This is a genomic window from Peribacillus sp. NPDC060253 (genome assembly GCF_042727425.1).
In the GTDB taxonomy this organism is placed as follows: domain Bacteria; phylum Bacillota; class Bacilli; order Bacillales; family DSM-1321; genus Peribacillus.
The window spans coordinates 21,576-46,546 of record NZ_JBHXAS010000017.1 but is presented as its reverse complement, the minus strand read 5'-3'; the positions used below and the strand labels follow the sequence as shown (position 1 = coordinate 46,546).

Sequence of the window (24,971 nt, the reverse complement as noted above, 5' to 3'; positions counted from 1 at the left end):
ATCATTCATTAAAATCATTTTTTTTGTTTGGTGATTTTTTGGTCTGTGCCTGTCTTTCTGTATTTTTTGTGCGTAAATTTACAGGTCGCGACTTAAAAAGATTAAACGGAAGCCGAACAAAGCTGTCTTTCCAATCTTTCATGCGGAAGGGATATATGGGCTCCAGGTATGGGTGTCCCATCGAAGTTAGCTTGATAAGATGTGTCATCAAAAAAACGGACAATATGGAAATTCCAAGAAGCCCCCAAACTTGAGCCCCCAATAAAAAGGGGAACCGCAGTAACCGAATGGCATTGCCCATTTTATAAATAGGCGTTACAAATGATGCCAGTGCCGATAGGGCAACGATGATCAACAAGATGTTACTGGTCAGGCCTGCTACAACAGCAGCTTGTCCGATAACGATACCGCCGACGATACCTAATGTCTGACCAACTTTCGTTGGCAGCCTGGCGGCTGCTTCACGTAATAACTCAATGGAAATTTCTAGAAATAAAGCTTCAATCAATGGCTGAAAAGGAATCAAGTTCCTTGATGTGACAATCGTTTCCAAAAGGTCTTTTGGAATGAGTTCATAATGATAAGTCAGCACAGCTACATAAATGGGGGTAGCGAATATGGAAAAAGCGACCGCGAATATTCGTAATAAACGGAATGCCGACGCTGGAATCCAGGGCATATTATAATCTTCCATCGTAATAAAGTATTCCAAAAAAATGGTTGGGGTAATTAAAACGGAAGAGGATCTATCTACGATCAGGGCTACTTTACCTTCAGCTAATGCACTTGTGATGCGATCAGGTCTTTCCGTATATAGAAAAAGAGGAAACAAGGTATTTGAATCATCATAAAGCATTTGTGCGAGGTGAGATCCATCCAATATTTCATCAAAATCTACGTCATTGATCCTTTGTATAACGGTATCAACATTTTTCTGATCAACAATTCCTTCTATAGATAAAACGGCGACTTTTGTTTTAGTTAAGGTGCCCGCAGTCGTTTCATTCACCTGCAACTCTGGGATAGGCAGCCTTTTTCTGATTAGATTCAGATTGATATCAATATCCTCGACAAAAGCTTCTTGAGGACTTATGATTCCAAATTCAAGTTCGGGTTTATCAACTTGTCGACCACGGCTGGCGGCAATATTTATCAACAAACACTCATCAAGATTCGAATCCAACCGAATCGCAATGGCCCCTCGCATGATCCTTTCCTCAATAACAACCTTTGTGCTGGTGATGAGGGTGTCTTCTATAGGAATGCTATCTTTCATTTGTTCCAAATTGATCGTTTCCAGAGATGGTATGACAGATAGAACATTTTTGTGTAGCTCCTGCGCGTCAATTAATGAGCGGTAAAAAGAAACCCAATAACCTACGCCATTATATGTTCCTTGATGGTTCATGAAATCATTGGATAAAGAAAGGGCATTAAATAGATCCCTTACATCGGAAATTTTAGTTAATTCGTTATTTATATCGTTTTTTTGTTGGTTTGTTTTATTGAACTTTCTGCGGTTAAACAATGTTGTCACCTCTAAACTCAAGCTTATTATCCTATCATTTGCAATTAAATTACATATTAACCATTTTTGAATAGGGTTGTTATTTTTAATCTCGTTTTCCTTAATCGAATATAAAGTTGAAAAAAGGAGGATAGTAAGAATAAAACGCATTTGATTAAAGGAGTTCATCATGCAAACCAAGACCTTGCATAAAAGATTGGATCAAAAACAGGAAAATTTGAAATCTCTATTGGATATGCAAGATGATGTAGTTTTTAAAGAGGTGTTCATTCCCGGTTATGATTCCACCGGTTTATTTGTTTTTGTCAATGGAACGATGGATTATCCTGCATTTAATGAAATAGTTCTGGATTTATCAGCAGCACAGGTCGAAACCAATCACCCGATTTCGATCGAGCAGCTGGTCATATCCAAAATCTGTCCTGTCAGAGAACAAGATATAGAAACCTATGAAAAAGCCAAGGAGTACATTTTTGATGGAAAAACGCTTTTGTTTATAGATGGAATCGTGACAGGTTATGTCTTGAATCTTGAAAAAGAAAAAATTCGCGCTCTTAGTGAGCCATCGACAGAGAGGGTTGTCCGTGGACCAAAGATCGGGTTTATCGAAAGCCTACAGGAAAATATCGGCTTAATTAGGCAGTATTCAAGTCATCCGAGCCTAATCGTTAAACAGCATAAGATTGGGACGATGGAAAAGCGAGAAGTTGCATTGATCTATTACGAGGGCAAAGCAAGCGATTCCTTGATAAAAGAAGTCAACCAGCGGGTCAATGAAGTAAAAGCAATCGATCTTCAAGACTCGGGTATGCTTGAGGAGCTAATTGAAGATACGGCGTTTTCACCATTCCCGCAAATCCAGAACACGGAGCGTCCGGATAAAGTACTGGCAGCACTGCAGGAGGGCAGGGTGGTCATCATGATGGACGGTTCGCCATTTGCATTGATGGCACCGACGACAATCACAATGTTGCTGCAGTCTCCGGATGATTATTATGAAAGATGGGTAGCAGGCTCTTTTTTGCGTGCCCTCCGCTACTTTTCATTATTTGTCACCGTGTTTCTTTCAGGAATATATATTTCATTAGTTTCGTTCAACCCGGGATTGCTGCCGACAGAGCTTGCTATGACCATAGCAGGTACAAGGGAAAACGTTCCTTTTCCGCCTTTTGTTGAAGCGATCATCATGGAATTGACGATTGAACTGCTTCGCGAAGCAGGTATTCGTCTTCCATCTCCCATTGGGCAGACGGTTGGATTGGTTGGTGGGGTCATTATCGGCCAAGCAGCTGTTCAAGCGAATATTGTGAGTTCCCTCATGGTCATCATCGTTTCGATTACGACGATTACCTCATTTACCGTCCCGCAATATAGCTTCGGTCTTGCTTTCAGGGCATTAAGGTTTGGCGCGATGATTTTTTCCGCCGTACTAGGTCTATACGGAACCACTTTATTCTTTATCATCGTGATCAGCCATTTGTCAAAATTGACTAGCTTTCAAGAACCTTATTTTCAACCAATGGATTTCATTGGTAAAAAGACTTGGAAGGACGCGTTCTTCAGGTTACCGAAGCGGAAAAAAGGAGGTAACATCCTTGAGCCAAGCGGACGGCAAAATTCTTAGTGGAGAATTGGCTGCAATCATTTCATGCAGCATGTTAGGTGTTGGGATGCTGACGCTGCCAAGGACGATAACTGAAAAAATTAATTCGTCCGATGGATGGATTGTCTTAATTTTTAATGGGGTCTTAATTAGCCTTTTCATATGTTTATTGATTGTCATGTTAAAGAAACATCAAGTTACTAACTATTACGCATACATGGAGGAGGCATTTGGAAAGTGGCTCTATAAAATGGTTGGATTGATCGTTGTGGTGTACTTTACTGGTGTGGCAAGTTTTGAAGTGCTTGCAATGGGTGAAATGGTTCGTTTTTATTTATTGGAGGAAACGCCGGTTGAAATCGTGATACTTACCATGATTTTAGCGACTGTGCATCTTTTGACAGGCAAAATAAAAGCCATAGCAAAAGTGTGCGTCTTCTTTCTTCCACTGACAATTGTCATCGTTTTACTTATTTACTTGCTTAGTATAAAGGTAATCGATATAAAAAATCTGCAGCCTGTCCTTGGCAAAGGATTCCTCCCTGTGATGAAGGGAATGGGCTCTGGGACTTTATCTTTTTTTGGGATTGAACTGTTCATCTTTATGTTTGGCACAGTTAAAAATAAAAATAAGGTAAAGAGTGGAGTTTTAATCGGGTTTTTCATTCCTGTCATTTTATATGTGATTACATATGTTCTGGTTGTGGCTACACTGACTGTGCCCGAAGTTAAATCTGTTACTTGGCCGACGATTTCTTTTGTTCAGTCGTATGAAGTAAAAGGGATATTTATAGAGCGTTTAGAGCTATTTCTCTTAATCACATGGATTCTTCAGTTTTTTTGTACACATGCGATTTACTATTACTTCGCAGCAGAAGGTCTGACTGAAATTTTCAACAATTCCTATACAACGAACCTTATTGTTCTGGTTCCGCTCGTTTTTTTTCTAGCCAAAATCCCTAAAAATACAATCGAGATTTTTACATTTAGCGATATACTGGGTTATATTTTTCCCTTTATATTAATCGGGTTGCCAATTATTACCTTCATCATTGTTCAATTGAAAAGGAGTAGAAGAAGCGGATGAAAAGACTATGGTTGATTTTGCTTATTCCATTGCTTTCAAGCTGTTGGGACAGTCATAATATTGAAGAATTATCCCTTGTGGTGGGAATGGGAATCGATAAAAGTAAAAAGAAAAACGAAATCATGTTAACAGAGCAAATTCTCGTACCTCCAGGAAATAGCTTGCAGGAAAACCAAGCTCAATTAAAATATAAAAATGTCACCGTCAGTGCCAAAACTCTGCACGAGGCAATAAGGGATTCCTTGCTCATCACCAATACAGTTTTAACCAATCACCAGCGTATATTACTCATTAATGAAGATGTATTAAGGAAAATCCCCATGGAAGCAATCATAAATCAATCTATACGCGATAACAATACAAGAAGAAGTTGTCTTGTTTATTTAACAAAGAGGCCGACAAGGGAGATTTTGGGGTTAGCCGACTATGGGGAGATCCCTTCGAATGTAATATATGAATTGAAAGATAATGTGAAGCGAACGAATAAAATCCTTCCTCCTTTAACACTGGGCAATGCTTCATCAAGTTTGCAGTCAGATGGAAGCTTTGCCATTCAGGGCGTTGAAATTAAAGGTAAGAAATTAATATTGGAGGGCGCAGGAGTGATTAACAATTCAAAATTGGTCGGAGTCATGAATAATGAGGATATAGCTTCTTTAAATTGGTTGAACGGAGAGGTGAAAGGAGGAATAATCGAAGCGGTACATCACGGTAATCCTTTCAGTGTCGAAGTGATTAAACGGACAAAGAGAAAAGTCACGACAGAATTGAATGGCGATCATTTGACGATCAACGTCAAAGTCGGTTACACAACAAGGCTTTCGGAAGATTGGTATGGTAAAGAAAATTCATTCAAAAAAAGCTATTTAAAAGATGCTGAGCGTGTTGCCGAGGATAAAGTGGAGGAGGACGTTGAGGAAATCGTTTGGAAATTACAGCATAAATATAAAACGGGAGTAGCAGGATTGTATCGTTATGTGGAAAATCAGCATCCAAAGTTTTGGGAGAAAAATAAGAACAATTGGGACGAAATTTTCAGTAATGCCGATATAAATTATCAGGTGGACCTAAGGATCATAGACTTTGGCTCAAAAGGAGGGGTAAAGTGAATAGGCATGTTCAAAAAATTACATTCCAAATGATGAGATAAATCTTCTGAATGAAAAACCTTCCGAATGGGAAGGTTTTTTTGTCACGGTTCTTTAATTGATTTAAAACTTCAAAGAAAAGGTACCTTCATTTTATCCATGCTCATCGAATGTTCTTGGAAGATTCGTCACTTCATGTGCAACCCTGATGCCGGATTGAATGGCTCCTTCAATCCATGCTGGTACGGTTGAAGTATGCTCGCCAGCGAAGTGGACCCTTCCTTCAGGGGTTGGGATGTATGGAAACAGGTCCGTTTCCTGACCAGGTTTAAACATGGAGAAAGCGCCATATGCATACTGATTCAGTGTCCAGCTATAAGAAGCTCCTGATAAAAAGTGATCATACACTTGTTTTCCATGGACCTTTGCCAAATTTTTCAACGCGTGTTGTAAACGATCATTTTCTGGAAGTATATCCCATAAAGTGGCGTCATCTTCCCATGTATAACTTGCTAAGATGAGACCGGATTCACTCTGGTTGCTCGTTTGGCTGGGATAATAAGAAAATCTAATGGGTAAATCGGTCGTCAATTTACCTCCGAAGATTCCTTCCTTTTCCCAAAACCTATGTGTGAACTGAAGTCCAATTTTTGTGGACGCAGCATAATGGAGTTCTCTTATTGCCTTCCACTTATTATGGGAAAAGGAATTCCGGGGTTCAATATCTATAAATTGCAGCAATTGAAGAGGGATAGTCACGATGGCAAGGTCACCGGTGACCGTTAAGGGTCTTCTGCTTTGAGTATGTTTGGAATGGATGGTTACTTGATTATCATGTTGAATGATCTTTGTCACTTCATATCTGAAGTTTAGATGATCCTTCAATTCAGGTAGAAAAGCATATGGAAGCCTGTCGTTGCCTCCTTCGATTGAGTAAAAATTTGTCTCTGGATTAAAGATTGGCATTAGCTCCCGAAGTAAGGCAGGAAAAGAAAGTTCAGGGAATCCTTCTATACCCAATAAAACTTTAATGCTTTCAAGCGCGCCCGATGATAGACTCACCCCTACTGGATTGTACTGCAAAAAGAAACTCATGGAGTATTTGTCAAATTCATTAATGACGATCTTCCAATTATTAATGGGGTCTTGATTGATAAAGTCAGTTACAGGCTTAATTGCCATGTTGAGTAATTCCTCAGCTGTTTTTCCTCTTTCATGGGGAGCTACAGGGTACCTCAGTATATCCGGGTTCCGTTGATAGATGGCAGCGGTCGTCTTGATTCCATTGGCATAAATGGGATCATTAGGAGTGGTGTTCACAAAAGTGTTGACTCGTAAACCATACTTCTTGATATATTCAGCCACTAAGTAATGATAATTCGGAATGCGCATGGCACCGGCTTCAAGGTAGGAACCTTCTGAAAATGGCTCCCGTATGGTCAATACACGTCCTCCGACCCTCCCGGTTGCTTCCAATATCGTTACATCGTGCCCCGCTTGTTTTAAAAGGGATGCTGCAACCAACCCAGACATGCCGGCACCAATGATTATGATTTTTTTGGGGATTTGGGAAGGTCCAAGGCCGTATCTGATCGCAGTCAGCATTTGATCGGGTGAAAGCGAATTTCTGAAAAAGGACAAAGTGTTTTCTCCTCTCTGGGTTACACTTTCCTATTTGGGATTTACGCTATCATATTCCTAATGGGTCTCCATTTATGAAGGATCTTCAATAAATTGTCATGATTGATTATGGCTATCATATTCCACTATGTTTATCCTTTATGTGGAATACTCAGTTATTAGATAATTTAAAAGTGCAGGAAATGAATAATCTGATTCGTGGTTAAAAGATGATCAAGCATTAAAGAAAGTGGATATTAAATACCTGTGGCATCAAGCGTTGCAAGGAAGTTTTTCAAAAATGATTAAATTCATTGTTTCGAATTTCAATAATGTATTTTCAATCTTTGTCTTTTGAAACCAAAAGCTAATCGGCATAACAATGGGTGAAGTTTTCACAGAAAGTTATTTATTTTACGTTTAGAGTTCGAAACTGGGAAAGCAAGCTGTACATTATCGGAACACTAGGCTAATTGGCCGATCGTGTTTTAAGGATAAAAAGCTCAAAATTTTATCATAATATAACCATATATAAAAGTTTACAAGGGTGATTTCAGGTCCCATGTTTTAGGAGGACGGGTTTATAGAAGCAAAATATTGCAGAGAATCAAGGGTGATAAGAACAAGTCGTATATTTCCAAATGATGTGAACAATCATAATACATTATTTGGCGGCCGATTAATGAGTGACGTCGATCAAGTAGCATCGATTTCTGCAGCACGTCATAGTCGCAGCGAATTTGTAACTGCTTCAACAGATTCAGTTGACTTTTTACATCCCATTCGGACAACAGATTCAGTTTGTTTTATATCTTATGTCGCATGGACAGGCACATCTTCAATGGAGGTATTTGTGAAAATTATTGCTGAAGATTTAAAAAGCAGTGAACGCAGAATTGCAGCGACTGCTCTATTAACATTTGTTGCACTTGATGAACATAAACGTCCAACACGTGTTCCAAAAGTTATTCCGGAGACAGAAGAAGAAAAAAAATTACATGAAACGGCATTAGATCGAGCCAGGATGCGTAGTCAGAGAAAACAAAAAAGCAAAGATGTGGCTACGTTTTTAAATGTAGATTATCCTTAACTTTCATATAGAAACTTATAACCTATGAGTGCAAAGAAGGCAAGAGGCAATCCTTATCAATATCGATCAAGTCAAAAACCGTACAATAAGCAAAGGACATATTAAATTTACTAAGTTAGAACCAGTCTATTATAAAAAAAGTAATTCAAAAGTTAGGATATAACATTGAAATGTACAGTTACTGAAATAACTTTTTCGAATCCATACTGTACGAATTCTTGTTCGAATGGGTGATGGTTCAGTAACAGTGTTCACCGGCTATCGTTCTCAACAAAATGAATAGTTGGACCTACAAGGGACGAGTTCGTTTTCATCCAGAAGTAACTGCTTTATCCATGTGGATGAGTATAAAATGTGGGATTTTTGATCTTCCTTCTGGTAGAGAAAAAGGCGTAAATAGGAAAATTATTCTTGAAATTGGGCAAAAGTCAATGCAGGCCGGAATACACACATAGACTACTATATAGTAGGGTATGTGTGTATTTTTATGTGAAGGAAATATAAACTGAATAAACAGTTCTTTAGAGAATTTTGAAGAATTCGCAGTTTAGCAGCAGTGGTACAAGAATCAAGAATTGTTCAACAGTGCGAAAGTTATCGCTGGTGGTTCAGGCAAGCCAAAAGGTTTGGACGGAGACTTCTATGTGAAATCTACTATTTTTGCTGATGTAATGAACGAAATGACGATCTAACAAGAAGGAATCTTTCGACCGGTCTTCGTTACGATGTAGTTTGACAGTGTCAAAGAAGCAATTAAGATTGCAATCGGCACACCGTATTAATTGGTAGCCTAGGCGGGGAAATATAGAAGGTACAAGCAGTTAACTCGGTTAAGAAGCATCAACCGAAGTAAAATTATCCTAATAATAACCTCGATAGAATACTCAATAAACAAACATCAAAAAAAATCAATAAGTAAAATTCTGACCTTCTGTAAAACCTATGAAAACTTAGATTGTGGAATATTATTAAATATTTTCCTTTCCAGCGGAGATACTACCAAGAGACAAAGCTTAGAAAGGAAGACAGTATGGATCATATACAAATGGCCCGTGCGATGTTCGGGACGAATATGGCTGTACATATCATATTTGCAACGATTGGCGTCGGATTGCCGATGATGATGTTGGCTGCGGAATTGATGTATCAAAGGACTAAGGATTTACAGTATGTGGTCATGGCCAAACGCTGGACCAAAACATTAGGAGTGTTACTTGGGGTTGGTATCCCGACTGGTACGATTGCGGGTGTGCAACTTTCCCTATTATGGCCTGGATTCATGGAAGTGATTGGACGTGTCATGGCGCTTCCGTTCCAAATCGAGATTTATGCATTCATGGTTGAAGCATTGTTCATGTCCATCTACGTGTACGCTGCTGAAAAAATCAAGCCATGGGCCCGTATCGTGAGTTTATTTTTTGTTGCATTCGGAGCGATGGCTTCAGCTGTTTTGATATCAAATGTCCATGCTTTCGAGGGTACACCTGCTGGGTTCAGGTTTGAAAATGGGGAAATAGTCGATGTTGATCCTTGGGCGGCATTCTTTAACCCTAGCTTCTTAGTGACAGCAGGACATACGGCACTGACTGCTTATACAACAGGCGCATTTGTCGTAGCGGCAGTTGCAGCCTATAAGATGTTAAAGAACAAATATGGCACTACTGAATATAATTTTCACCAAAAAGCACTGAAGCTCAGTATCGTTTTAGGTTTGGTTTTTTCTTTTTTGACGGCACTCAACGGCCATGCGACAACCCAGCATTTATATAGGGAACAGCCCGAGAAATTGGCGGCCGCTGAAGGCTTGTTCGAAACGAAGGATCATGCAGGTCTGACCTTATTCGGTTATACAGATAGGGAAGCCCAGGAAGTGAAGTATGGGATTGAATTTCCATGGGTTTTAAGCTTCTTATCAGGTAACAGTTTCGATACGGTCGTAACCGGTTTGAACGATTTTCCAGAAGAGTATTGGCCGCCGCTTTATGTCCATATCTTATTCAACGCCATGGTCATCATTGGTTCAGGTTTAATTGCATTAGCCTTGTTTGCATTGGTATGGAATAAGTGGCTGAAGAAGGAGTACCCGAGATGGGTTCTCTGGCTGTTTGTTGCTGCAGGTCCGCTTTCGGTGATATCGATTGAATGCGGTTGGATTTTTGCTTGTACAGGCAGGCAGCCATGGACGATATACAGGATGCTTTCCACAGCGGATTCAGTAACTTCGTATGAAAATCTTGGTTTTTTATTCTCGATGTTCATTCTTGTCTATTTCATTTTATGCGTATCTGTCGTGTTTACACTTTTATATTATTTTAAACGTCATTCTGTGATGGATGATATTTATAAAGCCGAACAGAAAGATGTGAGGCTTTTCGATTCGAACTCATAAAAGGGGGGAAGGTCAATGAGTGATGCTCTTCTTGCAATAACACTGGTCTGGGGCTTTATTTTTCTTTATGCCATCATGGCTTCTATGGATTTTGGCGCTGGCTTCTGGGCCATGACTTACATTAAGAAGGAAGAAACGAATGCTACGAAGATAGCGAACAGCTATTTATCACCAACGTGGGAAGTGACTAATACCTTTGTCGTTGGTCTTGTTATTGCGATTTATAGTTTATTCCCAGGTGCAGTTTTTCCGATTGGAGTAGCCTTGATCGTTCCAGCGAGCCTTATTTTGGTGCTTCTTTGCATTAGGAGTGCGTTCTTGGTTTTTTCACATAGCGTAGATAAATATGAAAAAGTGCTAACGTATATATCAGGATTAACGGGATTGATCATACCCGGGCTATTAATCAGCGTATTGCCAATCACACACCTTGGATTTGTCGAAGGCGTGAGAGGAAATGAAGAATTGAATCTTTCTAAACTATTCACGAGTCCTAATGAGTATGCATTTGTGGGGTTCGGAATTATGAGCACGCTTTTTTTATCATCATTGCTACTGTCTGATTACTCCAAACAGGCTGATGAAATGAAAGCATACAAAATATACCGCAGGGATGCGATGATAACCGGACCGCTCATGTTAGTCATGGCACTGATGGTGATGTTCACATTAAAAAATGAAGCGAATTGGCTCTACGAAGGGATGATGAAAAACTCAGCATTGTTACTCGTTTCGCTAATCTTTTTTATCATTAGCGGGGTAGCTTTGTATCTTCCCTATTTTTCTAAGCGGGAGGTCAAAGGAATGCCTCGCCTCGCCGTAATCGCGATCATCATTCAGTATTTAATCGGCAGCTATGTTTACGGACTCGCTCATTTACCCTATATCATTTATCCAAATGTCACGATCCTTTCAGGGTTTACCGACCCGACATCATTCCGGGCAGTTTTTGCCACATATATCGTCGGTTTTGCGATATTAGTTCCAGGTTTCTATTATTTCTGGTCCATATTCATGAAAGATCAGCGTCGAAAGTTCAAACGGCGGCAAATGACAAATTAGTCCATCTTGGAAAAGAGAGGTTATCATTATGAAAAAGTTAGATCTGCTAAAATATGCGGTTTTAGTCATCTCACTCTTTTTGAGCTATCAAGCAGTTGAGGCACATGATAAAAATTTTCAAGTTGATGGCACATATATTTCCACAAAAAGAGATGTAACAGGTGATCAGAAAATAGACATCATCCAGGTTCAAGGACTGCCATATGAGATAGGAAGCAAGTTTCTGAAAAAAATTGAATTGAGCGTTGAAAGCAATCGCCGTACAATCAGCGTCCCGCTGGATGCAGGTTATAATCCTGATTTAAAGGTTGCGGACTTGAATAAGGATGGGATTCAGGACGTATTGGTCACGGTTTTGATGGCAGGCAAGGATCGTTTGATTACCAGTTACGCCTATACGTTCAAAGATGGGAAAGTGCAGGAACTGGAAGTACCGCCACCTGTCCCTGTAATGGCCCAATTTCTTGACGGTTACAAAGCAGAAATCATAATTGAAGGACAAAATCCTGTGGTGATAGATGTCAGGTCTAGAAAACAAACGTATGATGAATTGGGCATTTACCACGATGGAAAGCTAAATGAACCAACCGAGCTTTTGGTTGATCCATACTCAACGCTTGACATCAAGTCCATTTTGGGCAAAGGAAAGGGGCTCATGGGGATCCAACATGTAAAAGGATCCGATGAACGTGATCCGATATTGGAGATTAAATCGGTATGGACTTATGACAAGGGCTGGCAGCTAGTAAAAGCCAATGTCATGCCAGTCAAGGCAAAAAAGAATGAATAGGCAATGAGCATGGTAAAAAGGATAGGACTTTAGTTTAACCCATTGCCTATCCTTCCGTTCTATTGTGGTGACAGCTCTTGGTCATGGGGGCTGTTTTTCTTTTGTATTTAAAAATTGACAATTTTTAAATATTTGGTAAAATTTAAATAAATCCAGTTAACTACATAACCATACTCTTTATGTCGTTAAATGTAAGCGGATACAAAAGGGGGTGCAGTCTTACGGAGTTAAAAGAAAAAATAATTGAAACATCGTTGACGCTCTTCGATCAGCATGGTTTTCATGGTGTCTCCGTTAACGAAATCGTTAAGGCATGCGGAACTAGCAAGGGTGGTTTTTATCACCATTTCTCTTCCAAAGATGAACTCTTATTTGTCATCCATGATTATTTTATTACATATGTTTTAATAAAAGCACAGGAAGCCATTTCTGAAAGTACCCATCCGACAGAAAAAATGCAAAAAATCATTCAATCATTCGTTAAAGTTTTTGACCTCTATAAACCACACATCTCAGTTTTCTATCAAGAAAGCATTTACTTAAAACCACCTTATGTTGAAGCAATCAAAAAAAAGCGTCAAATGTATAAAGAAATCATTTTTTCCGTCATCAAAGAAGGCATTGACAAGGGAATATTCCGCAGCGAATTGCCGGTGGAAATTACCGGCATGTCCATTCTGGGCATGGTGAACTGGTCCTACAAATGGTACAAAAGGGACGGTGGAAAAACGATCGATGAAATCGGTGATATATACGTAGATTTAATTCTGAATGCCCTATTGACAGATAAACAAAAAGAAGCGGAAATCACCCAGCCATTTTTACTGAAGAACCAATTGGCTGTGGATTAAACAGTAAAACTTGGTTTGTACAGACCAACTAGTCGGTCTCAATCGAAAGGGGAATGAACATATGGATTTTTCACTTACTAAAGAACAGCAGATGATTAAAGAAATGGTTAGGGAATTTGCCGAAAAGGAAATTAAACCCATTGCGATAGAGTTAGATGCAAAGTCGATGTTTGCGGAGGATGTATTCAAAAAAATGGGGAAACTCGGATTGCTAGGAATTCCGTTTCCTGAAGAATATGGCGGTTCGGGCGGAGATACGATATCGTATGCAATTGCCGTTGAAGAGGTTGGCAAAGCGTGCGGGGGAACCGGCTTAAGTTATGCAGCAGCCGTTTCGCTCGGAGCAAGTCCCATTTACTATTTCGGAACCGAGGAACAGAAACAAAAATATTTGGTTCCCATCACGACCGGTGAAACACTGGCAGCTTTCGGATTGACAGAACCTAATGCGGGTTCGGATGCGGGCGGTACGAAAACGAGTGCGGTATTAGAAGGTGATGAATATGTGATAAATGGTGAGAAAACATGGATAACCAATGCCAGCTATTCAAGAACCATCACTGTTACTGCTGTTTCGGGTAAAGATTCCAATGGCAAGAACATTATCTCGGCATTCATCGTGCCAACGGATACCAAAGGGCTGACCATCAATAGCAATTATGAAAAAATGGGTGTTCGCGCTTCCAATACGTGTGAAATCATCCTTGATAATGTCCGAGTGCCAAAGGGAAATTTATTGGGTGATCCAGACAAAGGATTTAAACAGTTTTTATTCACGTTGGATGGTGGAAGGATATCAATTGCCGCTTTGGCCGTCGGCATAGCACAGGCAGCCTTTGATAAGGCTTTAGCTTTTTCAAAAGAGCGCGTTCAATTTGGTAAATCCATTTCAAGTTTCCAGGCGATTCAATTCAAACTTGCTGACATGGCCATGGAAATTGAATTGGCAAGGAATATGGTATATAAGGCTGCATGGTTAAAAGACAATAAAAAACCCTTTGCAAAGGAAGCGGCATACGCCAAGCTTTTTGCAAGTGAGACCGCGTTCCGCGCAAGCAATCAAGCGATTCAAATACATGGCGGTTCTGGTTATATGCGGGAATATGAAGTGGAACGCTATTTAAGAGATGCAAAGTTATTGGAAATTGGGGAAGGCACATCCGAGATTCAAAGAATCGTGATCGCCAGACAATTAGGCTGTTAATTTTTTGGAACGCAAATGAACAATAATACATTGTTTCATTTACTGGAAAGGCAGATGTTATCTATACAGCAAAAAGCGTTCACTCTTACTTTTATTTGATAGGAGGAGTTTGATGTCTGATTTGCTAGATGTTACGATCGGAAAACTGCTTGAAAAGACTGCTGAACAATACGGGGATAATGAAGCGGTGGTTTACCATGAACTTGGACTTCGCCATACGTACAGCGAATTTGAAAAGATTTGCCGACAGGCGGCCCGGGGGTTCATGTCACTTGATATTAAAAAAGGGGAACATATCGCTATTTGGGCGTCCAATAAACCTGAATGGCTTATATCCCAATTTTCCACCGCGAAAATGGGCGGGGTTCTGGTTACGGTCAATACTAATTACCGTTCAAGTGAACTGGAATATCTGCTTAAGCAGTCGGATTCGACGACGATCATCCTGATGGAACAATACAAGGATCATTCCTATATAGATACGCTGTATGAAATTGTCCCTGAATTGAAAACTGCAAAACCTGGAAAATTACAATCTGAGAAACTGCCAAAATTGAAAAATATCATCGTTTTAGGCAAAACACGTTACCCTGGCACGTTTTCGTGGGATGAAGTCATTAGCGGAAGCGCATCCGTTTCGGAGGAGTCATTGGACATGAGGATGGGGGAATTAGCTTCCGGTGATGTGATTAATATGCAATACACATCAGGGACGACAGGATTTCCAAAAGGAGTGATGTTGACTCATTCCAACTTGGTCAACAACGGATTGAACGTCGCTGAATGCATGAAGCTTACGAAGGATGATCGGCTTTGCATCCCCGTTCCCATGTTTCATTGTTTCGGCTGTTCCCTTGGTACGATGGCCTCTGTTTCCGTTGGGGCCACAATGGTGCCCATCGTGGAATTTAATCCTCGTACTGTCCTTCAGGCCGTTGAAGCAGAAAGATGTACGGCGCTACATGGTGTACCGACGATGTTCATCGCAGAACTTAATCTCGATGACTTCGACCAATATGATTTACGGTCATTGAGGACAGGAATCATGGCAGGCTCCACATGTCCGATCGAAGTCATGAAAAGCGTGGTGAATAAAATGGGAATCTCTGAAATTACGATTACTTATGGTCAAACCGAATCTTCTCCGGGAATTACGATGACTAAAACGGATGACCCGATCGAGCTTCGGGTTTCCTCAGTGGGAAGGTCCCTGCCGAAGGTGGAAGTGAAAATTATCGATCCAGCTACTGGAGAAGAAGTTCCGCGCGGCAAACAGGGGGAACTCTGTTCAAGAGGTTACCATGTAATGAAGGGATATTATAATAACCCTGAAGCTACGGAGCAGGCGATCGATCCTGAAGGCTGGCTACACACGGGAGATTTGGCCGTGATGGATGAAAATGGCTATTGCAAGATTACAGGCCGGCTGAAAGATATGATCATACGTGGAGGGGAAAACATTTATCCGCGCGAAATAGAAGAATTCCTCTATCAGCATCCTGCAATTCTCGATGTCCAGGTACTTGGGGTTCCAGATCAGAAGTATGGGGAAGCGGTAGCGGCATGGATCATATTGAAAGCAGGAGAAGCCCTGACGGAGAAAGAATTGATAGAGTATTGCAAAGGAAAAATATCTTTTCATAAAATTCCCCGATACATTCAATTTACCGATGCTTATCCAATGACGGCATCGGGAAAAATTCAAAAGTATAAGCTGCGGGAACAAACGCTTGACCTACTGACGGAACGTACTAAATAAGGAGGATATCGAATGATTCGAAAAATTCTTATCGCAAACAGAGGAGAAATAGCATCACGTATTATCCGAACATGTAAGAAGTTGGGAATACTTACGGTCGCCGTCCATTCCGAAGCAGATTCGGATTCGCCATTTGTGGGATTAGCAGATGAGGCATATTTATTGGGAGGACCGAGAGTTCAGGAAAGCTATTTAAACGTCGAGAAGATTTTAGAAATTGCTAAAGAAACAGGCGTGGAGGCCATTCATCCTGGATACGGATTTCTTAGTGAAAATGCAGATTTCGCGCGTTCATGCGAAGAAGCCGGCTTGATATTCATTGGACCCAAACCAGAAGTCATCCAGCAGATGGGCAATAAAGTCGAGGCAAGGAAAAAGATGGAGCAAGCGGGACTTCCATTGGTTCCAGGATTTTCACGTCCATTAATCGATAGTGCAGAAGCGGCAGCCGTTGCCGAGAAGATTGGCTATCCAGTCATGTTGAAAGCAGCAGCCGGCGGCGGAGGGATCGGCATGCAGGCCGCGACTAATGAAGAAGAACTTTCCAAAGCCTTCGAAGGGAACCAAAAACGGGCCCAGCTGTTTTTTGGCAATGGAGATATGTTCATTGAAAAATTGATAGAAAAGCCTCGTCATATTGAAATACAGGTTTTAGCGGATTCCTTTGGGAACACTGTTTACTTATGGGAACGGGAATGCTCCGTTCAAAGGCGCCACCAAAAGGTCGTGGAAGAGGCTCCCTCTTCATTCCTGGACGAAGAAACAAGAAACAAAATGGGGTTGGCTGCCATCAAAGCAGTTAAGTCCATCGGATATAGCAATGCGGGTACACTTGAATTTTTAGTGGATGCGGATAAAAACTTTTATTTTCTTGAAATGAATACTCGCCTTCAGGTTGAGCATCCTGTCACCGAAGAAATTACAGGATTCGATTTGGTCGAACAGCAAATTAAAATTGCCTCGGGTAACAAACTGGAATTCACTCAAGCAGAGATCAATAGGGATGGACATTCGATAGAAGTACGAATATATGCTGAAGACCCGAAAACCTTTTATCCAGCACCGGGGAAAATCACCAGCATGAAACTTCCGGAAGGGGATGGGATCCGCCATGAATTGGCTGTTCATGGAACATCCGTCGTATCCCATTTTTATGACCCGATGATCGCCAAATTGGTAGTGAGCGGCGATTCGAGGGAAAAAGCAATCGAGAGGTTAAGAGAAGCGTTGGACAACTATATTATAGAAGGAATAAAAACTAACATTCCGCTTCTCAAGGAAATCATCTCACATGAAGCTTTTTCCCAAGGTGATACGACCACGGATTTCATTGACAAATATATTAAAAAATTGACTGTATAGACCTTGTTTAAAAACATTAATGATCAGGAGGAATATAAGATGACAGAATTAAAGGCAAGCATGGCAGGAAGCGTATGGAAAATCGTAGCAAATGAAGGGCAAAGTGTAACCGACGGACAGGATATCATTATTTTGGAATCGATGAAAATGGAAATCCCCATTGCCGCAGAGGAAGCGGGTACTATTAAAGAACTTAAAGTAAATGAGGGGGATTTTGTAAATGAGGGCGACGTATTGGCGGTCATTGAATAAAAGAACGGAGTGGTAAGATGATTTGGCCTGAAAATGTGACAATTAAGGAAGTGGGTCCGCGTGACGGGCTGCAAAATGAAAAGGTCATGATACCGGCACACAGCAAAATCGATTGGATCAATCAGCTCTCTGAAACAGGCCTATCTTATATAGAAGTGACTTCTTTTGTACATCCAAAGTGGATTCCACAATTGAGTGATTCCATAGAGGTGGCTAAGGGAATTAAGCGCAACCCCGATATCACTTATGCCGCACTAGTTCCCAATCAAAGGGGACTTGAGTCGGCTCTTGAGGCCAATATCGATGAAGTTTCAGTTTTCATGTCATCCAGTGAAACCCATAATCTTAAAAACATCAATAAATCGATTTCCGATACTCTTCCAGTAATGAAGGATGTCATCGGCTCAGCAGCAAAAAGCGGGAAAACGGTTAGGGGGTATGTTTCAACCGTTTTTGGCTGTCCCTATGAAGGGGAGGTTTCACCCGAACAGGTCTTCCGTGTTTGTGACCAACTTTTTGAATACGGAATCAATGAGGTCTCATTGGGTGATACCATAGGTGTTGCATCACCGAGACAGGTTGCCTTGTTCCTTGAACGGGCTGTTAAAAGATATGATATAAGCAAAATGGCCCTCCATTTTCATGATACAAGGGGCATGGCACTCGCCAATGTTCTCCAATCACTGGATTATGGAGTGGAGACTTTCGACTCTTCGCTCGGTGGTTTGGGAGGATGCCCATATGCTCCAGGTGCGAGCGGAAATGTGGCTACAGATGACCTGGTTCATATGCTTCATAATATGGGGATTCACACAGGCATCAATCAAGAAAAACTAATAAAGGCAGCATCAATGATACAAAGCTTTTTAGAGAAACCTTTGCCTAGCCATCAGATGGCTGTATATAACGCCCACTAATAGGAATGGAGGGGGAAGCTATGACTTCATTAGTTGAGATCAGTCATGATGAAAAGGGAATTGCCATCGTGACTTTGAATCGTCCGGATGCTGCTAATGCATTATCCACAGAATTGCTTCATTGCTTATTCGAAGGGCTGGATGAACTGAAGAATGAATCCAATTTGCGAACCGTCATTTTAACAGGGGCTGGGGAAAAGGCCTTTTGTGCTGGTGCGGATCTTAAGGAACGAGCAGGGATGAATGATGATAAGGTCAAGGAGACAGTCAAGCTGATTGGTGACACGATTACCGCTGTAGAAAACCTTCCAGTCCCAGTCATCGCAGCAATTAACGGCTCGGCTTTTGGCGGAGGATTGGAGTTGGCACTAGCTTGTGATATACGCATTGCATCGGAAACGGCAAAGGTGGGGCTGACAGAAACGGCATTAGGAATCATCCCAGGTGCAGGCGGTACTCAGCGCCTGCCGCGGATCGTCGGAGTTCCAACAGCGAAAGAACTGATTTTTACGGCTAGGAGACTGGAAGCAAAAACCGCACAGGCCTTGAATATCATCAGTCATGTGTATCCACCCCAACATTTACTTGAGGAAGCGAAAAAACTGGCTGGGGAAATTGCAGTCAATGCCCCATTAGCACTTAGGGCAGCAAAAGCTGCGATCAACCAAGGGGCAGATACGAACCTGAAAACCGGACTGCAAATTGAAAAAGACTGTTACCAGACAACGTTGCAAACCCGGGACCGACTAGAGGGTCTGTCAGCATTCAAGGAAAAGCGCAAGCCAGTATTTACGGGTCAATGATTTCAATTGAAGGAGGAACATGAATGGTAACGACGGATAAACTAACCGAAACGGTTGAAACGATTAAAAAAGGCGGTTTAGAAAAATACCATCAAAAAAATGCTGAAAAAGGAAAGCTCTTCGTACGTGAACGGCTAGAGCTGCTTTTTGATGAAGGGGTTGAAATTGAGGACGCTTTCTTTGCCAATTGTGCCAGTGATGGGCTTCCAGCAGATGGTGTCGTTACAGGCATCGGAAAAATCAACGGACAGAGAGTTTGTGTCATGGCCAATGATTCGACTGTAAAAGCTGGATCCTGGGGAGCAAGGACCGTCGAGAAAATCATTCGGATTCAGGAAACAGCTGATAAGCTACAGTTGCCACTTCTATATTTAGTCGATTCTGCAGGTGCTCGAATTACGGACCAAGTTGAGATGTTTCCAGGACGCCGTGGTGCAGGACGGATCTTCTACAACCAAGTGAAGTTATCTGGAAAAGTCCCGCAAATCTGTCTATTGTTCGGTCCGTCGGCAGCGGGAGGGGCATATATCCCTGCTTTTTGTGATATTGTCGTAATGGTTGATGGTAATGCATCCATGTATTTAGGTTCACCGAGAATGGCAGAAATGGTCATTGGCGAAAAGGTGACCGAAGAGGAAATGGGCGGGGCGAAAATGCATTGTTCTGTTTCGGGATGCGGAGATGTGCTTGTTAAGTCGGAAGAAGAATCCATCGCTTTTGCCCGCAGATACTTAAGCTATTTTCCAGGAAATTATCAAGAAAAGCCTAAAGCCACAAAACCTGAGCTGCCTGCTGAATTTGAAAAAACATTGGAAGAACTGATCCCGAAAAATCAGAATGCAGCCTTTAATATGTATGACCTGATCGACAGGATCATTGACAGGCAATCGTTTTGTGAGATCAAGAAGTTATTTGCCCCCGAATTAATTACCGGGCTTGCCCGGTTAAATGGACAAACGATAGGGATCATTGCCAATCAGCCGCGTGTCAAAGGCGGCGTCCTGTTCCATGATTCAGCTGATAAGGCAGCTAAGTTCATCAATTTATGTGATGCTTTCCATATACCGCTGTTGTTCCTAGTGGATATACCAGGATTCATGATTGGGACGAAGGTCGAACAGGCAGGGATCATTCGCCATGGTGCGAAAATGATTTCGGCGATGAGTGAAGCCACTGTTCCCAAGATTTCTGTCATTGTCCGAAAGGCTTATGGTGCTGGACTATACGCGATGGCTGGTCCCGCTTTTGAACCGGACTGCGTCCTTGCCTTACCGACGGCATTGATTGCGGTCATGGGGGCAGAAGCTGCGGTCAATGCAGTCTATGCCAATAAAATCAATGCAATGGAACCAGAGGAACGCCCTGCCTTCATCGAACAGAAACGTAATGAATATAATGAAGACATTGATATTTACCGGTTGGCCTCCGAAATGATAATTGATGGAATCATTCAGCCAAATGACCTGCGTGATGAATTATGCGCCCGATTTGAAGCTTATGGCAGTAAACAATTGACATTTACCGATCGTAAACACGGTGTCTATCCCGTCTAAAAATTCTAGAAACAAGCCCGGTCATCCTGACCGGGCTGTTTATCATGCGTAAAATAAATGATTTTTCTAATAATGAGAAAATTTTATTACTTTTAGAGTTGCTAAATCTTACAAGGAAGGGTACTATAATTAGTAATTAAAGATTTACTAATTACTCATTCCCATACTTAGTGAAAGAAAGTGAGCGTTGCCATGGTTCAGCAGGAAAAAAAGAAATATATTACTCCAGATGGATACACAGCAGACATTGCGATCTTTACTATTACTTCGCAGAAAACGGCAGAGAAAGCCCCACCTGAAATGTTTTTAAAGCTATTGTTAATCAAACGTGCGACGAATGATAAGGAAGGACGCCCAAATGTTGAAGGAGATAAATGGGCTTTGCCTGGAGGCTTTGTAAACGCCAGGGAGACTGCGTATGAAGCAGCTAAACGAGAATTAAAAGAAGAAACGGGTGTAGCTGGGTTCCATGTCAAACATTTTGGTGTTTATGACCGCCCAGGACGCGATCCCAGGGGTTGGATCATATCCAATGCTTTTTACGCCATTGTCCAGGAAGATTTTCTCAATCAAAGAAAAGCGAATGACGATGCAGCTGAGGTTGAATTGTTCACGATACAGGAAGCGTTACAATTAGAGCTTGCATTTGATCATTATACAATCATTAATGACGCGATGAACTTAATGAAAAAAGAAATGGTGCAAACGACGATAGCCCAAAAATTCCTGCCAGATGAGTTTACTCTTTCTGAACTGCAACGCGTATTGCTGACAGCTAGAGATGATGCGAAAATAAGCGCAGATTCACTTTTTTATGCAAAAGCCCCTAAACTTCCGTTCTTGGAGAAAGTCTTGGATGAAAAAGGGATGCAGAAGAAAACCAAACGTAATTCATATCGGCCTTCACAACTTTACCGGTTTAATGCAGAAGTTGTCATGGACTCTATTTATTATTAAGGGGGAATAGGTGAAATGGGTAAAAAGGCATTGATCAATATTGATTATACGTATGACTTCGTGGCAGACGGGGGTTCATTGTCCTGCGGGAAGCCAGGCCAGGATATTGAGAAGGCACTTGTCGGGATCACCAAGGAATTTATCAAGCAAGGGGATTATACTGTATTCGCCATTGATTTACATGAAAAAGGAGACCACCTTCATCCTGAATCGAATTTATTTCCTCCGCATAATATTAACGGTACTATGGGTAGGGACCTATATGGGATGTTAAAAGAAGAATATGAAACAAATAAAAATCAGAAGAATGTTCATTATATAGATAAAACGCGTTATTCGGCATTTGCAGGAACGGACCTTGATCTCCGACTAAGGGAACGTCACATTACCGATGTATATTTAGTCGGGGTTTGTACAGATATCTGTATTTTACATACGGCAATTGACGCCTACAATTTAGGCTATACTATTTTTATATATGAAAATGCGGTGGCCTCATTCAATGAAACCGGCCACGAATGGGCGCTTGGGCATTTTAAAGGATCTCTTGGAGCAACCATTCTATAAATATCCATACACGCAACAGAATAGAAGGGAGGCGAATGCTTCTCTTTTGGGAGGAACTATCCATGGAAAAAAAGTACAACGACGACAGTTACGCCTTACACACGGACCTATACCAAATCAATATGGCCCAAACTTATTGGCAAGATAAAACACATGACCGAAAGGCCGTTTTCGAGATATTTTTCAGAAAACTTCCATTTAACAGCGGATATGCGATTTTTGCGGGACTTGAAAAAATTGTCCATTACCTACAGAACTTTTGCTTCTCGGAAAGTGATATCGACTATTTAAAAACGGAATTGCATTACGATGAAGAATTTTTGGATTATTTGAAGAACATCCGTTTCACGGGAGCGATTCGCTGCATGAAAGAGGGGGAGCTTGTCTTTGGCAATGAACCGATATTACGGGTGGAGGCACCGCTGGGTGAGGCCCAACTAATAGAAACGGCATTGCTTAACATTGTGAACTATCACACACTCGTGGCAACGAAGGCTTCGCGCATCAAACAAGTCATCGGCGACGAATCAGCCCTTGAATTCGGTTCAAGACGAGCACAAGAAATGGATGCTGCAATTTGGGGAGCGAGGGCAGCCTATCTTGCAGGTTTTGATTCTACTAGTAATGTACGAGCTGGAAAGCTGTTCGGCATTCCGGTTTCAGGAACGCATGCCCATTCCATGATCCAAGCTTATAAAGATGAATATACGGCATTTCATAAATACGCAGTTTCACACAAAGAATGTGTCTTCTTAGTCGATACTTATGATACATTGCGTTCTGGCATTCCGAATGCAATCCGTGTTGCGAAGGAACTCGGCGATAAAATCAATTTCATTGGCGTCCGCCTTGATAGCGGCGACTTAGCTTACCTTTCGAAAGAAGCACGACGTATGCTGGATGCTGCAGGTTTCCATGATGCAAAGATTGTTGCCTCCAATGACCTAGATGAATATACGATCATCAACCTGAAGCAGCAAGGAGCAAGAATAGACATTTGGGGTATCGGAACAAAATTGATTACGGCTTATGATCAGCCAGCGCTAGGTGCTGTTTATAAAATGGTTTCAATCGAAGGTGAAGATGGGAATATGAGAGATACCATCAAAATTTCTTCTAATCCTGAAAAGGTTACGACACCTGGCTTAAAACGGGTATACCGAATCATCAATAAAGTGAACCACCATGCTGAAGGCGATTATTTAGCCATGGAATATGAAAAACCGCAGGAACAGGAAAAATTAAAAATGTTTCATCCTGTCCATACCTTTCTAAGTAAATTTGTCACGGATTTCGATGCGGTTGATTTGCATGAGAATATTTTCGAGGATGGCCGTTTAATCTATGAATTACCATCCATTGACGAAATCAAGGCCTTCACGAAAAAAAACCTTCAAGTATTATGGCCTGAATACCTTCGTGCACTTAATCCTGAAGAATATCCGGTAGACCTGAGCCAGGATTGTTGGGATAATAAAATGAGGAATATAGATGAAGTTAAAGCCAATGTAGAGAGAATGCTTACGAAATGACGAAGCTATTTCATTAGAAAGAGGGGCTATGCCAATGCGTCCATTACAAAAAGAAATCGTAAAAAAATTACTTGTCCAACCAACGATCGATCCTGAAATCGAATTCAGGAAAAGTGTCGATCTTTTAAAAGGGTATTTGAAGAAAAATACGTTTCTGAAAAGTTTTGTACTTGGAATATCTGGGGGGCAAGATTCAACACTGGCGGGTTATATTGCCCAAACGGCTGTCAATGAATTGAATGAAGAAACGAATGGCAGCGACTATAAGTTTGTGGCTGTAAGCTTGCCATATGGAGTACAGGCTGATGAAGAAGACAGGCAACTGGCTTTGAAATTCATCAAGCCAAGCCAAACGGTAACAGTCAACATCAAGGGTGCAGTGGATGCCTCAGTAAAGGCAGTGGAAGAAGCTGTGCCTGAAAAGCTATCGGATTTCTTAAAAGGAAATGTCAAAGCACGTGAGCGGATGAAGGTGCAATACGATTTAGCCGGACTATACAAAGGAGTCGTGCTTGGAACAGACCATGCAGCTGAAGCAATCACAGGTTTCTTTACGAAACATGGTGATGGTGCAGCGGATATCATCCCATTATACAGATTAAACAAAAGGCAAGGAAAGGAAATCCTGAAATTCGTCGGTGCTCCTGAGCGTCTTTATACGAAAATTCCAACTGCCGATTTAGAAGATGACAAACCTTTAATCCCTGATGAAGTTGCTTTAGGTGTTAGCTACGATGAAATCGATGATTACCTTGAAAGTAAGGAAATCAGAACGGAAGCTGCCGAAATCATCGAGGGTTGGTATACCAAAACCGAACATAAACGGAATGAAGCCATTAATGTTTATGATACTTGGTGGAAATAAAAGAAGCTGAGATAAGTAATCCCGCATCACAATAAGATGCGGGATTTTTTCAGGACCATAACTAGCACCATGACCAACGCATCATAAATGAA

21 protein-coding genes are annotated in these 24,971 nt (G+C 41.3%); 19 read left to right on the top strand and 2 right to left on the bottom strand.

The window, feature by feature from the left end; genetic code table 11:
• Position 1 precedes the first annotated feature (1 nt).
• Positions 2-1,480 (bottom strand): spore germination protein, encoded by a 1,479-nt coding sequence (locus ACFWE9_RS06940; protein WP_377356188.1) that lies wholly within the window; start codon positions 1,478-1,480, stop codon positions 2-4.
• A 217-nt stretch (positions 1,481-1,697) separates the two neighbouring features.
• Between ACFWE9_RS06940 and ACFWE9_RS06935 the strand changes: the two genes are divergently transcribed.
• From ACFWE9_RS06935 to ACFWE9_RS06925, 3 genes are read left to right on the top strand one after another with little or no spacing between them, the layout of a single operon-like run.
• Positions 1,698-3,152, top strand: a complete 1,455-nt coding sequence (locus ACFWE9_RS06935; protein ID WP_377356170.1) for a spore germination protein — start codon at positions 1,698-1,700, stop codon at positions 3,150-3,152.
• Positions 3,124-4,218: a GerAB/ArcD/ProY family transporter gene (locus ACFWE9_RS06930; RefSeq protein WP_230156252.1), complete on the top strand. Its 1,095-nt coding sequence runs from the start codon at positions 3,124-3,126 to the stop codon at positions 4,216-4,218. The genes ACFWE9_RS06935 and ACFWE9_RS06930 overlap by 29 nt, the downstream gene beginning before the upstream one ends.
• Positions 4,215-5,327, top strand: a complete 1,113-nt coding sequence (locus tag ACFWE9_RS06925; RefSeq protein WP_377356168.1) for a Ger(x)C family spore germination protein — start codon at positions 4,215-4,217, stop codon at positions 5,325-5,327. Before ACFWE9_RS06930 ends, ACFWE9_RS06925 begins: the two co-directional genes overlap by 4 nt.
• 132 nt (positions 5,328-5,459) lie before the next feature.
• Here the strand turns inward: ACFWE9_RS06925 and ACFWE9_RS06920 are convergent, their stop codons facing one another.
• Positions 5,460-6,911 (bottom strand): flavin monoamine oxidase family protein, encoded by a 1,452-nt coding sequence (locus tag ACFWE9_RS06920; RefSeq protein ID WP_230156710.1) that lies wholly within the window; start codon positions 6,909-6,911, stop codon positions 5,460-5,462.
• Positions 6,912-7,509: 598 nt separating this feature from the next.
• On the opposite strand from ACFWE9_RS06920, the gene ACFWE9_RS06915 reads away from it, so the two are divergent.
• The 16 genes from ACFWE9_RS06915 to nadE all read left to right on the top strand — a co-directional run bounded on the left by ACFWE9_RS06915 (position 7,510) and on the right by nadE (position 24,879).
• Positions 7,510-8,016: an acyl-CoA thioesterase gene (locus tag ACFWE9_RS06915; protein WP_377356186.1), complete on the top strand. Its 507-nt coding sequence runs from the start codon at positions 7,510-7,512 to the stop codon at positions 8,014-8,016.
• A gap of 1,030 nt (positions 8,017-9,046) precedes the next feature.
• Positions 9,047-10,405, top strand: a complete 1,359-nt coding sequence (locus ACFWE9_RS06905) for a cytochrome ubiquinol oxidase subunit I (RefSeq protein WP_230156246.1) — start codon at positions 9,047-9,049, stop codon at positions 10,403-10,405.
• A 15-nt stretch (positions 10,406-10,420) separates the two neighbouring features.
• Positions 10,421-11,467 carry a cytochrome d ubiquinol oxidase subunit II gene (locus tag ACFWE9_RS06900; protein ID WP_230156244.1) on the top strand — a complete coding sequence of 349 codons (1,047 nt, stop codon included), beginning with the start codon at positions 10,421-10,423 and terminating at the stop codon, positions 11,465-11,467.
• A 28-nt stretch (positions 11,468-11,495) separates the two neighbouring features.
• The gene (locus tag ACFWE9_RS06895) at positions 11,496-12,257 is read left to right on the top strand and encodes a hypothetical protein (RefSeq protein ID WP_230156242.1); all 762 of its coding nucleotides are present in this window, start codon (positions 11,496-11,498) and stop codon (positions 12,255-12,257) included.
• Between the two features lie 179 nt (positions 12,258-12,436).
• The gene (locus ACFWE9_RS06890; protein WP_377356163.1) at positions 12,437-13,108 is read left to right on the top strand and encodes a TetR/AcrR family transcriptional regulator; all 672 of its coding nucleotides are present in this window, start codon (positions 12,437-12,439) and stop codon (positions 13,106-13,108) included.
• Between the two features lie 61 nt (positions 13,109-13,169).
• The gene (locus ACFWE9_RS06885; RefSeq protein WP_377356161.1) at positions 13,170-14,312 is read left to right on the top strand and encodes an acyl-CoA dehydrogenase family protein; all 1,143 of its coding nucleotides are present in this window, start codon (positions 13,170-13,172) and stop codon (positions 14,310-14,312) included.
• Between the two features lie 112 nt (positions 14,313-14,424).
• A complete protein-coding gene (locus tag ACFWE9_RS06880; protein ID WP_377356159.1) occupies positions 14,425-16,071 on the top strand; it encodes an AMP-binding protein in 1,647 nt (548 codons plus the stop codon).
• 12 nt (positions 16,072-16,083) lie between these two features.
• Entirely contained in the window at positions 16,084-17,433 is a 1,350-nt protein-coding gene (locus ACFWE9_RS06875; RefSeq protein ID WP_377356157.1) for an acetyl-CoA carboxylase biotin carboxylase subunit, read from the top strand.
• A gap of 39 nt (positions 17,434-17,472) precedes the next feature.
• Positions 17,473-17,685 carry an acetyl-CoA carboxylase biotin carboxyl carrier protein subunit gene (locus ACFWE9_RS06870; protein ID WP_101221971.1) on the top strand — a complete coding sequence of 71 codons (213 nt, stop codon included), beginning with the start codon at positions 17,473-17,475 and terminating at the stop codon, positions 17,683-17,685.
• A 17-nt stretch (positions 17,686-17,702) separates the two neighbouring features.
• Entirely contained in the window at positions 17,703-18,602 is a 900-nt protein-coding gene (locus tag ACFWE9_RS06865) for a hydroxymethylglutaryl-CoA lyase (RefSeq protein WP_230156235.1), read from the top strand.
• 20 nt (positions 18,603-18,622) lie between these two features.
• On the top strand, positions 18,623-19,405 hold the full coding sequence (locus ACFWE9_RS06860) for an enoyl-CoA hydratase (protein WP_230156233.1): 783 nt from the start codon (positions 18,623-18,625) through the stop codon (positions 19,403-19,405).
• A 23-nt stretch (positions 19,406-19,428) separates the two neighbouring features.
• Positions 19,429-20,958, top strand: coding sequence for an acyl-CoA carboxylase subunit beta (locus ACFWE9_RS06855; RefSeq protein WP_230156231.1), 1,530 nt, complete (start codon positions 19,429-19,431; stop codon positions 20,956-20,958).
• A gap of 192 nt (positions 20,959-21,150) precedes the next feature.
• Entirely contained in the window at positions 21,151-21,915 is a 765-nt protein-coding gene (locus ACFWE9_RS06850) for an NUDIX domain-containing protein (protein ID WP_230156229.1), read from the top strand.
• A gap of 15 nt (positions 21,916-21,930) precedes the next feature.
• Entirely contained in the window at positions 21,931-22,482 is a 552-nt protein-coding gene (locus tag ACFWE9_RS06845; protein WP_230156227.1) for a cysteine hydrolase family protein, read from the top strand.
• 62 nt (positions 22,483-22,544) lie between these two features.
• The gene (locus ACFWE9_RS06840; RefSeq protein ID WP_230156225.1) at positions 22,545-24,014 is read left to right on the top strand and encodes a nicotinate phosphoribosyltransferase; all 1,470 of its coding nucleotides are present in this window, start codon (positions 22,545-22,547) and stop codon (positions 24,012-24,014) included.
• A gap of 34 nt (positions 24,015-24,048) precedes the next feature.
• Entirely contained in the window at positions 24,049-24,879 is an 831-nt protein-coding gene (gene nadE, locus ACFWE9_RS06835; RefSeq protein ID WP_230156223.1) for an ammonia-dependent NAD(+) synthetase, read from the top strand.
• Positions 24,880-24,971: the final 92 nt, after the last annotated feature.

Coding starts and splice junctions, on each gene's coding strand:
- ACFWE9_RS06875 (WP_377356157.1), top strand. CDS start 16,084: ATGATTCGAAAAATTCTTATCGCAAACAGAGGAGAAATAGCATCACGT.
- ACFWE9_RS06920 (WP_230156710.1), bottom strand. CDS start 6,911: ATGCTGACTGCGATCAGATACGGCCTTGGACCTTCCCAAATCCCCAAA.
- ACFWE9_RS06870 (WP_101221971.1), top strand. CDS start 17,473: ATGACAGAATTAAAGGCAAGCATGGCAGGAAGCGTATGGAAAATCGTA.
- nadE (WP_230156223.1), top strand. CDS start 24,049: ATGCGTCCATTACAAAAAGAAATCGTAAAAAAATTACTTGTCCAACCA.
- ACFWE9_RS06885 (WP_377356161.1), top strand. CDS start 13,170: ATGGATTTTTCACTTACTAAAGAACAGCAGATGATTAAAGAAATGGTT.
- ACFWE9_RS06895 (WP_230156242.1), top strand. CDS start 11,496: ATGAAAAAGTTAGATCTGCTAAAATATGCGGTTTTAGTCATCTCACTC.
- ACFWE9_RS06880 (WP_377356159.1), top strand. CDS start 14,425: ATGTCTGATTTGCTAGATGTTACGATCGGAAAACTGCTTGAAAAGACT.
- ACFWE9_RS06890 (WP_377356163.1), top strand. CDS start 12,437: ATGTCGTTAAATGTAAGCGGATACAAAAGGGGGTGCAGTCTTACGGAG.
- ACFWE9_RS06865 (WP_230156235.1), top strand. CDS start 17,703: ATGATTTGGCCTGAAAATGTGACAATTAAGGAAGTGGGTCCGCGTGAC.
- ACFWE9_RS06925 (WP_377356168.1), top strand. CDS start 4,215: ATGAAAAGACTATGGTTGATTTTGCTTATTCCATTGCTTTCAAGCTGT.
- ACFWE9_RS06850 (WP_230156229.1), top strand. CDS start 21,151: ATGGTTCAGCAGGAAAAAAAGAAATATATTACTCCAGATGGATACACA.
- ACFWE9_RS06840 (WP_230156225.1), top strand. CDS start 22,545: ATGGAAAAAAAGTACAACGACGACAGTTACGCCTTACACACGGACCTA.
- ACFWE9_RS06845 (WP_230156227.1), top strand. CDS start 21,931: ATGGGTAAAAAGGCATTGATCAATATTGATTATACGTATGACTTCGTG.
- ACFWE9_RS06900 (WP_230156244.1), top strand. CDS start 10,421: ATGAGTGATGCTCTTCTTGCAATAACACTGGTCTGGGGCTTTATTTTT.
- ACFWE9_RS06935 (WP_377356170.1), top strand. CDS start 1,698: ATGCAAACCAAGACCTTGCATAAAAGATTGGATCAAAAACAGGAAAAT.
- ACFWE9_RS06860 (WP_230156233.1), top strand. CDS start 18,623: ATGACTTCATTAGTTGAGATCAGTCATGATGAAAAGGGAATTGCCATC.
- ACFWE9_RS06905 (WP_230156246.1), top strand. CDS start 9,047: ATGGATCATATACAAATGGCCCGTGCGATGTTCGGGACGAATATGGCT.
- ACFWE9_RS06855 (WP_230156231.1), top strand. CDS start 19,429: ATGGTAACGACGGATAAACTAACCGAAACGGTTGAAACGATTAAAAAA.